The following is a 10942-nucleotide window of genomic DNA, read 5'->3' as shown; positions in this document are numbered from 1 at the left end:
AATATATCATCAGCCCCTATAAACATAATCCAAGCCCCTGTTGCATGTGATATACCTTTATTCCATGCATCATAAATACCTTTATCTGGCTCAGATATTAAAACATCTATTTTATCTCCATAAGAATGAATTATATCAAGAGTTTTATCGGAGGACCCCCCATCAATAATTAATAGTTCTATCTCACTACTTTTCTGTTTAGTTATACTTGTCAAGCAAGCATCTAATGTATTACCTGCATTATATGTAGCAATAATAATTGATAATAACTTCATTTCAAAATTTGATTTACATTTATACTGAAAATATTAATTACACATGCATCACCAACTTACAACAAAAACAAGTTATAATCCCATAGAAATTCGAAGAAATCGGGCCAACACTCCTGTTTTTAAATATCTATTTGCTATAGCTCCAATACCATATGAGATAAATAAACCTAGAAATAAAGGAAATCACAGTAATATAAGGCCAATAAAGAAAAATTAAAATGAGACATAAGAACCGTACGACAAAATGATTGAGAAAACCACGACAAACAAAAAATAGTATAAGTATATTTACGTAATTTCGGGAATATTTTGATGTTTTTTTTCTGCAGATTCAACACTAATGAAATACTAAAAAATATTCCTATCAATGCATATATAATTGCAAAATAAATTGGTAATATGATATATGGAGAACTAACAGAAAGCACTCCCAATAATATCATCATACCCCAGCTTCTTAAATGCAAGTAATCAATAACTTCTTTTTCATATCTACAGAACAATATTCCGCATACAAAAAATACAATGTAATAAATTGCTTGTGAAACATACAAAAAATTTATTTCTGGAATAATATAGAATGCCACAATAGCAATAGGAAGCAACCATTTTACATTAATAGCCAAAAAATTATAGTAAACAAATATGAGAATTTGAATTTCAAACAAGACAGTTAGAAACCAAAGATAAGCAACAGGATTATCATTAGGATATAGAAAACAATGCAAATAAGATATAAAGTCCGTACTAACAGGACGTTCTGCTGCTATTCCTATTTGTGACTTTAGCAGGAATCCAATCGTTGTAATTACGACTAAAGGTATCAACAATCGAAATGTCTTTTTCCTAACAAATGTACTTACTTTCAAACTGTAACTTTCAGTTAATGCAAACAGATATCCCGAAACACAGAAAAACAAAGGCATGTGAAAAAGATAAACCCACTTATAAATCCATAATGTACGATAATGATCAACGACATCAGCATGCCCTATTAAAACAAGTAACATAGCAAATACACAAAGATTATCAACTAAAATACTATGTTTTTTTTTTAGAGCATTTTAAGCTAGAGTAATGCTTCTCAGAAATACCTTCGCCTATAACAGAAGAAGCACAAGATGATAGAGAAGAATCATCTCCAGTTCCCATAGTATCCTTCATGCCACATTAGTTATTCTATAAAAAGAAATCGTTTAAAAAATAAATATAATATATATTTTACAAAAGCCTTTACTTTATTTCCAGTAGGATATACAGCACCAGAAGTTCCACATATTCCTCTCAAATGAACAGGTAAATAGAAAGGAGAATATTTATGATGAATATCCTTTCTCCATTCTAAAAATAGACTGAAATAACACTTTTTCGAAATAGCACTTAGAAAAGTCATTAATCAAATTTCTTTTCGAAAGAAATAATGGATAAAAGTCTTTATGAGCTATGAAAAATACTGAAACTGTAGTTTTCTCTCTTAACCCCAATTCACAATACACACTTTTCTTATCCAAAGAACATGAGTCTATTAATTCTATCACGTTCTCAACAATTACTCTACCAGTTATTTTTACGATATAATGGGATTGAGCAATTAATTTTGAGTGAATGTATGCATAATTCAAAATTAAAGCTTCTCCAAAGCCTTTCCCTAAATAACGATCATAATTATTCCCATCAAAAGTAATACATTCTAATCTACCTTCAGAAATTTCTTTTTGATATAGGCAAGATATATCTATATTTGAATTCTCGATAAAAACAATTTTATATTTGGTATGAGTTAAATAAAAAGACAAACTCTCTCTATACTGCTTTTTACGTAATTCAATATCCTGAACTACAGTATACGACATCCCATTAGGATTAATACAAGCTGTTAATAATAAAACGATATCATCCATATAATTCGTCTGCATATATTTTCGATAACCAATTCCATAGATAATTTCGATTTCTAAATTTTAAAGAATCACTCCGCGTGTAATTATAAATATACCTACCATTTATCTCTCCGGTTTTAATCCGACCATCAAAAATCTTCACCTCACCACTATCATTAAGTATTAATTCAAAATCAGAATATCGTTGTTTTAAAATATCTTTTATAGAACACTCTGAAAGAATAGAACTAGTTATGATAGAAATGGTTGGTTTCTTGTTATTAATAATAATCCAATCAGAAGGTATATATTTAATTAATAAATTATCAAAATAGCTATTCAACCATTTAGAAGGAACAATGCGTATTGGATTCGTATTTACATTAAGCCAAGATGCACATAAACTAAAAGTACTGTTAGCTATTATATTCACTTTGCAATACGACATTAACTGAATATCGCGGAACGAATTTTCTCCTTGATTCCAATCAACAAAAACTGGATGATCTAAATTAAGATTAGATTTAACCCATTCTATATCATCTGAAAAAATAAAAAAAACAGGTTTAGACAACAGAGAATAAACTTTTTCAATTGCATCCTCATAATATTTTTTATCACAAATATCTCCTAAAATAACTCTCCAATGAACAGAGTTCTGATAATCACCTCTTCGAACATGGATACTAACAGAATCTGACTCTCGCATCATATCCAGAACAGATTTATTCTGTTGATTGCTATCCTCAGGGAACAATAAGTCCATTCTTAATTCAGGTAATATTTCATTAACAAATTTATAATTCCCCCATTCGGGATAATCAATTACATTTAACCCGAAAAACGAAGTATATTCAATATATCCTATTCTACTAAACCAACGATTGAATAATCTAACACAACTCCCATAACGTTTCAATACATTTACAAAACAATCTAAAAAGTAGTTCTTTTTAACCAGACCATCCTTTATATTGAATATTCGCACTAAATAATTTACCCTAAGATAAAGCATAGTTCGATATCCAGATCTTTTCAAATATAGCCACAAAGCATATGACATGATTTGATTTCCTAGCCCTCCTCCAGTTGTTATAAAATATAGCTTCATTATTCACCTAAATATTTAATCACTTTACATGGATTACCCGCAGCAATACAATTAGCAGGTATTGATTTAGTAACAACAGAACCAGCTCCAATCACAGAATTATCTCCAATTGACACACCTTTCAATACAATACAGCGAGTACCTATAAAAACATTATTGCCAATATAAATAGGGCTTTCCATTCTTTCTTGAACATCTTTTCCCAACAAACGATCTTCCACTTTCAAAGCATGTGCATCAGAATCCATAATTACACAATCAGCACCAATATTTACATGATTTCCTATATAAATCTTTCTAAAAGCCCAAATTACTGAAGAACTTATACCTACAGAATCTCCTATTTCCAATATTGCATTCTTCTCTGTTCTAAGAATAGAAGCTGTATGCCGACACAATGGATTAAAAAAAGACAATCCCACTAAAGAAAAAGAATTACCTATAAAAATCTTTCCATAATTATATATCCGTATTTTCCCCAACAAAATAGCCCCCTTAGCTATTCTCACTTTACTAAAAAATAATATTATTTTATTTTTAACAGTTAAAACACTAACTCTATCCATATCCCTAAAAAGAAGCAAATTTGATACATTTTTCAAGACTTAATATAAAAACATGTACGATATAATCCCATACATGAGAACTTCACTCCAAGATTATATGATTCGCATGAAAAACAATTAAAGTATTTACACAGAAGCATCATGCAATATCTAGTAAAATATACGACTTTCACACCGTATTGACTACAAATTTAAAATATTACTTAACCTAATTATTAATTAGTACATGTCCTATTTTACCAAAATACAACTATATTTGAAAGACTATCTGATAAACAAAATTCTCATTATCTAAGCCAAATGCCATAAGCTTTATTATTAATGATTTTAGTAATCTGGATTTTTCCTATGACTGCTTGCAAGCCAAAAACAATAGTTGGAACAATTAATGCTCCTTCAATACCATAATATTGACAGCAAATGTTTATTATAGGAATTGAAACAATAGCAAACATTAAATAAATAATTAATTGCAAACGCACTTTACTGGTTCCATTAATGAGATACATATAGACCCCTCCCCCAGTTTGAAACAACACATAAAAAGCCATACAAATCGACAAAGAAAAAGATATATGAACACTTTCACCAATCCACCATTTATACATACAGTTAGCGCATAGCAACATGATTATAAGAATAGGAATAGACAAAAGCCATAACTTTTCTAATTTTTTCAAAATTCGCTTCATCCACTCAAAATCTTTCTGTACATAAGCATCAGTAAATGCAGACCAAAAAGGTGTTAAAATAACAAAGGCTACCATGTTAAGTACATTAAAGTATTTATATGCAATATTATATTGTGTAACTGCTTCAGGACCTTCTATACGAGAAATTATAATATTAACAAATTGATAGATGAATAACATTGAAATCGTTATAATAAAAAATTGCCCCCCTAACCCTAATATCTTCCTAGTTAAAGAAAAACGAATGCTTTGAATAGAGGGAGCAATATCTTTATATTTTTTAGTACAAAAGAGAACTACCGACAGTGATATAAGTAAGAAACAGGGAATTCCTGAAAAAACAAAAGCTAAAGCAACAAGACTACCCATCGTTGTTTTAGTAAGGATATAAATTGCAATGAAAGCTAGTAATTGACCTCCAGTTTGAATTAAAGATGCTAATGCCGGTTTTTGATCAGCCATTAACATCGTAGTAAATACACTTGCTACTATATTCAAACAAAAAAAGCATGCCAGAATCCCAAATACAACTTGAAGTTCTTTATTATAACTAGGATCTATATTTAAAAGTTCCCCCCAATCTAAAAAATTATTAACTACAAATGCAATAAGGAAAACAATAAAGAAAAGTAAAAAAAGAACTGCATATGTAGTACTAACATACTCTTTAGCTAAACCATTTTCACCTTTTGCTCTCGCTTCCGCAAACCGATTACGAAAACCATGCGCAAATCCTAAATCAAAATAAGAGAGCCAAGCAATAATGGAACTGAGTGTAAGCCAAATACCATAACGTGTAGGATTTACATAATCAATCGTTAAAGGAACTATCTGTAAAGAAATTAAAATACTAATACATTTAAGGAGTAAAGAACCCACTATATTTTTCTTCACAGCAATACTACGTGCACTACCACTAGAAAAAAATGATGCTATATGTGAACTTAGATATGTACAAATGTTACCCATATTTTTATAATTCTCTTCTTTGACCTTTACTAGTCTTAATATGCGTTCTTTTCTCCTACAACTACATTTGCCACAGTCTTATAAATGATATATAAGTCAAGCAGCATTGTCCAATGCTCCATATACCAAATATCAGCCTTAACACGTTCCTCCATCTGTGAAAGTTCCCTCGTTTCACCACGAAAACCATGTGTTTGAGCCCAACCGGTTACCCCCGGTTTTATAAAGTGCCGCACCATATATTTATCAATCAAACGGGCATAAGTCTCCGTATGAGCCAACATGTGAGGACGGGGACCAACTATCGACATATCACCCTTAAAGACATTGATAAACTGAGGAAATTCGTCAATATTAGAACGACGGAGGAAATCTCCAAATCTTGTTTTACGGGGATCATCAACCGTAGCCTGTTTACTATCAGCTTCATCATTCACTTTCATAGAACGGAATTTATAACACACAAAATCCACACCGTTCAAACCTGTACGCATTTGCTTAAAGAATACAGGACCGGGAGAAGTCAACTTTATAATACTTCCCACTATGATATAAACAAAAGGAAAAACAGTAACCAGAAAAAAAACGGAGAAAACAACATCAAATATCCGCTTCAATATACGATTTTCCATTTTACCCAAAGGCTCATAACGCAGATTCAAGATAGGCATATTGCCAACCATACTGTGCCAGATACGACGAGGAAAACCTTTACAGACATTAGGAACACCGTGAAAATAAAGCAAATGGTTTTCACAATGATTCATAATAGAAAAATTATAGCGCCCTTCCTCCATCGACAGAGAACAAAAAACATGTTTGATTCCCGGATGTGCGGACATAAAGTCTGAAAAACCGTCGGGATTACCCAGATAGGAACATTGGGAGGAAAAGGCTTCATCCGGTTTTATATCAAAATACCCCACAACCTCATATAGGGAAGAGGCTAAAGAACTCTCCATCTCCTCATACAACACCTGCATATTATTGCCTCCACCTATAAAAACAGCATAACGTCTATGCTTACCCTTAGCACAATAAACTATTAGGAAATGACGGATGATAATACGATAAATACTTAAGATGACAAAGAGGAAAGAGAAATAAGCGACAAAGAAAAGAGGAGAATAAATATAGATTCCACTAAAAGTCATGATACATGCCCAAAAAATGGAAAAAGCTATAATATTCTTCAACACACGCAACACAAGTTGGTCAGGACGAATTCCCCGACTATCCCAAACCCTCCCGCGGGATCCAGAACAAGCCAGATAGCAAAGACTTAACGAAGTCATCATCCAGGAAACCCTACAAGAAAAAGGTAAAGAGACAAATATTTCTTCCCAAAAGAAAAGGAGAAAGAACAATACCAGATTCAGAATGATCAGATCTCCCAGAACTGCTACAAATTCTATAAATTTATTGATTTGACTGGTGGTTGATACCATATCACATTAAAAATTGATTTTAGGCACATACTTCTTTGAACTTGCCCAGAAGGTCTTTCCCGAACAAATTCCAAGAGATTACAATACAAACTGATAGGAAAATAAAAGCTAAAACATATACCTTTCTACTAGTCCCCGAAGGTTCCAAGGGGACAACAGCAGGTTCTACAACAGCAAACACAGGTTTTTCTTCCTGAACTTTAGCCCTGGCAACCTGAAGCTGACTGGCAACCTGACTATATACCTGGTAAGCAAGGCTCATATCATTCTGCAAACGTTCCTGTTCGGTACGAACACTCTGCAAAATGATATTATCATGAGAATCCAGATAATCGGCATATTTCTTCTGAGCAGCATAATATTCTTGCTGACGTTCCTTGAAGAGTTTCTCCAAATAAATACAATCCTCTTTTGCCTTGAAGGTACGGTAGTCTATTATATATTCCTGCAATTTCTTCACTACAGAATCGGCAACAACAGCAGCAACCTTAGGATTCTGAAAAGTCACAGAAATAGAAGTCATTGAGGTTTTCTTATCCACAGCGGCAGCTATCATTTTCTTTAGAGTCTCAATTTTCTCCGTTTCCTTCTTTGAAAGTTCAATTGCGCCCCGACTTACTTTATCGGAAGATATGGGTTCATCCTCATTTTCTGTAAACAATGACTTTGCTCCCCCCATTACCATGCCAGGAAATCCGATTACATAACCCCACCATGGGGATGACTCTTCATTCAAATAAGAACTTAAAGAGATTTCCTCACCCCCTAATACAGGGACTTTCATATTAGAAAGTTCCAACAAAAAGGGAGTAGAAGAAACAATATCAGCAGATAAGGAAGCATTCAAGGCATCAGTTCCATCCCCCATAGTAACCCCACTTCCTAAAAAAGATGCAGCTAAACCGGATAAACCGCCACCTTTGTTATTACCCATTTCCGGAGAAAGAATAACTTTAACCGTGTACTGCTTAGGAATACTTATCGCAACAATAATACCAATTATTAGTCCGATACCGGCTGCTTTATAGATTTTCTTACGAATACCAACAACCTTACGAAGAAGCTCCATCAAATCGATTTCAAGCTCATCATCCGTATGAATATCCTGTCGCTGTTTCACTTCCTTTGCAGAGTCAGATGTTTGTTCCATCGAAGTAGACATAATAAAGTATTATAAAGGTATTCGTTATTTCTTGATTAAATTAGCAATAGAGGCAATCATCATACCCAAAGAACTGAAAGAAGTGGCATATCCCAGGATTTCACCCACATTAGTACGTTTCTTAGATCTACTGGGAACGATTATTTCACAACCAGGCTCGATTTGTTTCTTACCGCTACCTTTAACCTTAGTTACCTGACCATTCATGTAAACAATGAACTTCTTGCTCTTCTTCGCATTGTCTGAATAACCACCGGCCTGATTCAAATAATAATCGATATTCTTACCCGCTATATAAGAAACGGTATTAGGAACCATGACAGCACCATTGATCTTAACCGTATTGGTACTTTTGGGAATAAAGACTACATCACCCTCACGCAAGACAATGTCCGCCGTGCTTCCCGGATTAGCTAAAGCTTTCTCCAAGTCAATGCCGACCGTAAAATGGTCTTCCACATGAATATCCAAAGAATCCATCATAGCCTCACCTAACTGACGGCTCATTAAACGGATCACATCTCCCATACGTTTCTTCTCACCCTCAGTAGCAACACGAGTAAGTTTGGCACCGCGTAGGTAGGCGTTTTTGGTAGAACCGCCGGCTTTGCGAATCAAATCGGAAAGACGTTCCTCACGACTGGTCATGGCGTATGAGCCTTCGAACAGGATTTCACCTTCAACAACTACATTCTGTTGAGCCTGGTAACCCGGACTGCGGCGAACATAAACCTCATCATAAGGTTGAAGAACAAACCCCGGTGTGCCGTCAACGACAAAACCTTCTTTCAGAGAGAATGTATACGTCCGACCAATCGTATCATTATCCACTGTACTATGGGGATTTCTGATTCTACGCGATACATCCACACGAACAACAGAAGCGGCTTCACGCAAGCCTCCGGCCTGAATGATCAAGTCTTCAAGAGTCATATTATCAGCATAAGGATAGGAATCAGGTTTGGCTACTTCGCCATGGATTACAACATCTCCCCTATCTTCCAAATCATGGATACTCGGAATATAAAGAATGTCGTTTTTCGCCAGGATGATATTTTGGGAAGTACCATCCATGATGGCTTTAATGTCAACAGGGATAACTTCAGTAGTAAGGTCCTCACGTTGGCGATAAAGGACAGCACGGTTCAAGAAAGCATCACCCGTCAAGCCTTGGGCTTCGTTCACCAGTTCGCGGACGGTATTCAGTTTACCGTTTAGCTGGTAGATACTGGGACGATAAACGGCACCACGGATTTCAAGCTTATTAGTGAAGCGGTTAAGGATAGCCTCGGCAGTCACAACATCACCATTCCGCATTTTATAGACACTATAATCAAGGTCTTTGACTGTGTTTACTTCATACTCCTGTCCGTTTTGGCGTACGACACGCAAGGAACGGGTGTAGGCGTCGGCCTCAAACCCACCGGCATAACTGATAAGAGTAGATAAATTTTCGTCCTTCTTCATTTCGAAACGCATAGGACGTTTCACTTTTCCGTCGATCTTAACCAATACGTCATAAGCAGGAACAATCACGACATCACCTTCCTGCAGACGAATGTCATCCTGAATGTGGCCTTTCATGATAAATTGGTAGACGTCGATCGTGGCGATATTCTTACCGTTACGTACCAGCTGAACATTACGAAGGCTTCCTATGTCACTGACTCCACCGGCACGATAAAGCGCATGGAAGACTGTGGCAAAAGAAGAGAGAGAGTAAGTGCCCGGCTGGACTACTTCACCCATCACATTAATTTGAATAGTACGGATGCTACCCAAAGTCAGACGGATGTCAGAAGTGGGGTCACTCGTATTATTAAGACCATTATATATCTTGTTTAATGTTTTCTTGAGATAGTCATTGGCTTCAGAAATAGTCAGGCCGTTCAGGTTGACGGGACCTATTTTCTGAATGTTGATAGTGCCATCAGGAGAAATCTGTTGGCGGATAGTGTTCTGGCTGGCTCCCCAAATGTCGATAATCACTTCATCACCGGGACCGAGACGGTAATTTAAAGGCGTGGCGATGTTGACACTGGGTTCAAAAGTCAGGTTACGGGTATTAAAAATGTTACGTCCGAAAACCTGATTACTACGTGCAAGATCTTGAGTGCTCGGATGGTCCTCCAGCATATCGGAGGTGTTCTCCTTCATTTCTTCACGAAGACGGGATTCATTGACATCCGTACCAGTAGCGTTGGAAGCATTTACATTGTTCTGCTGCTCATAAAGTTGCTTCACACGCATAGCCTGTTCTTTGGTCACGCCCTTACGGGCAAGTTCAGAGGCTAATTGTTTTTGTTCTTTCCCTTGTCTAATCCCCTCTTTGACATATTCCAATACTTGAGAATCGCTCATATTTTGAGCCATTAAAGGAGAAAAAACTCCTAACAGTAGAATGAATAGAAATACGTTAAAGTTTTTTTGTGTCGTCATTACTAATCTTTGTGGGTTCTACATAACCGATTGGCATATCTACACAAGCACAGCCAAGCATATTTAAACGAACGGCAATCTTACTCTTACCCCCGACAGTCACGAGTTCGCCAACAAGGCCGCTCAAAGGACCTTTTATGACACGAACTTTCTCACCACGCGCCAGTGGAGTATCATTCATACAGACTGCTTCTTCGGAATAATCGAGCATGAAACGGAAACGAGCCATCTGCTCGTCAGGAATAACGGCAGGAGTGCTTTCACCACGCATCACCATATAACGGCTGACCGTGGAGAAGCTCAGGACTTCCATACGCTCTTTTGGATTGACATGAACAAAAACCATCATTGGAAGTAAGACTGTATCAACCATCTTTCGACGGTCGCTCCATTGATGGAT

At 35.7% G+C, this 10942-nt stretch carries 10 protein-coding genes; all 10 read right to left on the bottom strand.

Going from position 1 to position 10942, the window contains the following annotated elements; genetic code table 11:
- Positions 1-275 (bottom strand): glycosyltransferase (locus HMPREF0106_RS05635; protein ID WP_009040756.1); only part of this gene is annotated, 275 nt, incomplete at its 3' end.
- A 167-nt stretch (positions 276-442) separates the two neighbouring features.
- Positions 443-1315 carry an acyltransferase family protein gene (locus HMPREF0106_RS28465; RefSeq protein ID WP_410492004.1) on the bottom strand — a complete coding sequence of 291 codons (873 nt, stop codon included), beginning with the start codon at positions 1313-1315 and terminating at the stop codon, positions 443-445.
- A gap of 276 nt (positions 1316-1591) precedes the next feature.
- Positions 1592-2176: a hypothetical protein gene (locus HMPREF0106_RS05640; protein WP_157133824.1), complete on the bottom strand. Its 585-nt coding sequence runs from the start codon at positions 2174-2176 to the stop codon at positions 1592-1594.
- The gene (locus HMPREF0106_RS25460; protein ID WP_009040753.1) at positions 2169-3266 is read right to left on the bottom strand and encodes an alpha-1,2-fucosyltransferase; all 1098 of its coding nucleotides are present in this window, start codon (positions 3264-3266) and stop codon (positions 2169-2171) included. Before HMPREF0106_RS25460 ends, HMPREF0106_RS05640 begins: the two co-directional genes overlap by 8 nt.
- Positions 3266-3832: an acyltransferase gene (locus tag HMPREF0106_RS28315; RefSeq protein ID WP_032851577.1), complete on the bottom strand. Its 567-nt coding sequence runs from the start codon at positions 3830-3832 to the stop codon at positions 3266-3268. The genes HMPREF0106_RS25460 and HMPREF0106_RS28315 overlap by 1 nt, the downstream gene beginning before the upstream one ends.
- 287 nt (positions 3833-4119) lie before the next feature.
- Positions 4120-5493, bottom strand: coding sequence for a lipopolysaccharide biosynthesis protein (locus HMPREF0106_RS05650; protein WP_009040751.1), 1374 nt, complete (start codon positions 5491-5493; stop codon positions 4120-4122).
- A 35-nt stretch (positions 5494-5528) separates the two neighbouring features.
- Positions 5529-6941 carry an undecaprenyl-phosphate glucose phosphotransferase gene (locus HMPREF0106_RS05655; RefSeq protein WP_009040750.1) on the bottom strand — a complete coding sequence of 471 codons (1413 nt, stop codon included), beginning with the start codon at positions 6939-6941 and terminating at the stop codon, positions 5529-5531.
- Between the two features lie 19 nt (positions 6942-6960).
- On the bottom strand, positions 6961-8103 hold the full coding sequence (locus HMPREF0106_RS05660; RefSeq protein WP_009040749.1) for a chain-length determining protein: 1143 nt from the start codon (positions 8101-8103) through the stop codon (positions 6961-6963).
- A gap of 24 nt (positions 8104-8127) precedes the next feature.
- Positions 8128-10542, bottom strand: a complete 2415-nt coding sequence (locus HMPREF0106_RS05665; protein ID WP_009040748.1) for an SLBB domain-containing protein — start codon at positions 10540-10542, stop codon at positions 8128-8130.
- The coding region (locus HMPREF0106_RS05670) for a UpxY family transcription antiterminator (protein ID WP_032851584.1) at positions 10520-10942 on the bottom strand (423 nt) is incomplete at its 5' end. The genes HMPREF0106_RS05670 and HMPREF0106_RS05665, both read right to left, overlap by 23 nt.

The sequence above is a fragment of the Bacteroides sp. D22 genome, assembly GCF_000163675.1.
Classification (GTDB): domain Bacteria; phylum Bacteroidota; class Bacteroidia; order Bacteroidales; family Bacteroidaceae; genus Bacteroides; species Bacteroides xylanisolvens.
Note: the sequence above shows the minus strand (reverse complement) of the source record. Positions and strands in the feature narration are given on the sequence as shown.

Excerpts from the sequence above, each read along its gene's own strand:
- HMPREF0106_RS05655 (WP_009040750.1), bottom strand. The coding sequence starts at position 6,941 with ATGGTATCAACCACCAGTCAAATCAATAAATTTATAGAATTTGTAGCA.
- HMPREF0106_RS05650 (WP_009040751.1), bottom strand. The coding sequence starts at position 5,493 with ATGGGTAACATTTGTACATATCTAAGTTCACATATAGCATCATTTTTT.
- HMPREF0106_RS05665 (WP_009040748.1), bottom strand. The coding sequence starts at position 10,542 with ATGACGACACAAAAAAACTTTAACGTATTTCTATTCATTCTACTGTTA.
- HMPREF0106_RS05640 (WP_157133824.1), bottom strand. The coding sequence starts at position 2,176 with ATGGATGATATCGTTTTATTATTAACAGCTTGTATTAATCCTAATGGG.
- HMPREF0106_RS25460 (WP_009040753.1), bottom strand. The coding sequence starts at position 3,266 with ATGAAGCTATATTTTATAACAACTGGAGGAGGGCTAGGAAATCAAATC.
- HMPREF0106_RS28315 (WP_032851577.1), bottom strand. The coding sequence starts at position 3,832 with ATGGATAGAGTTAGTGTTTTAACTGTTAAAAATAAAATAATATTATTT.
- HMPREF0106_RS05660 (WP_009040749.1), bottom strand. The coding sequence starts at position 8,103 with ATGTCTACTTCGATGGAACAAACATCTGACTCTGCAAAGGAAGTGAAA.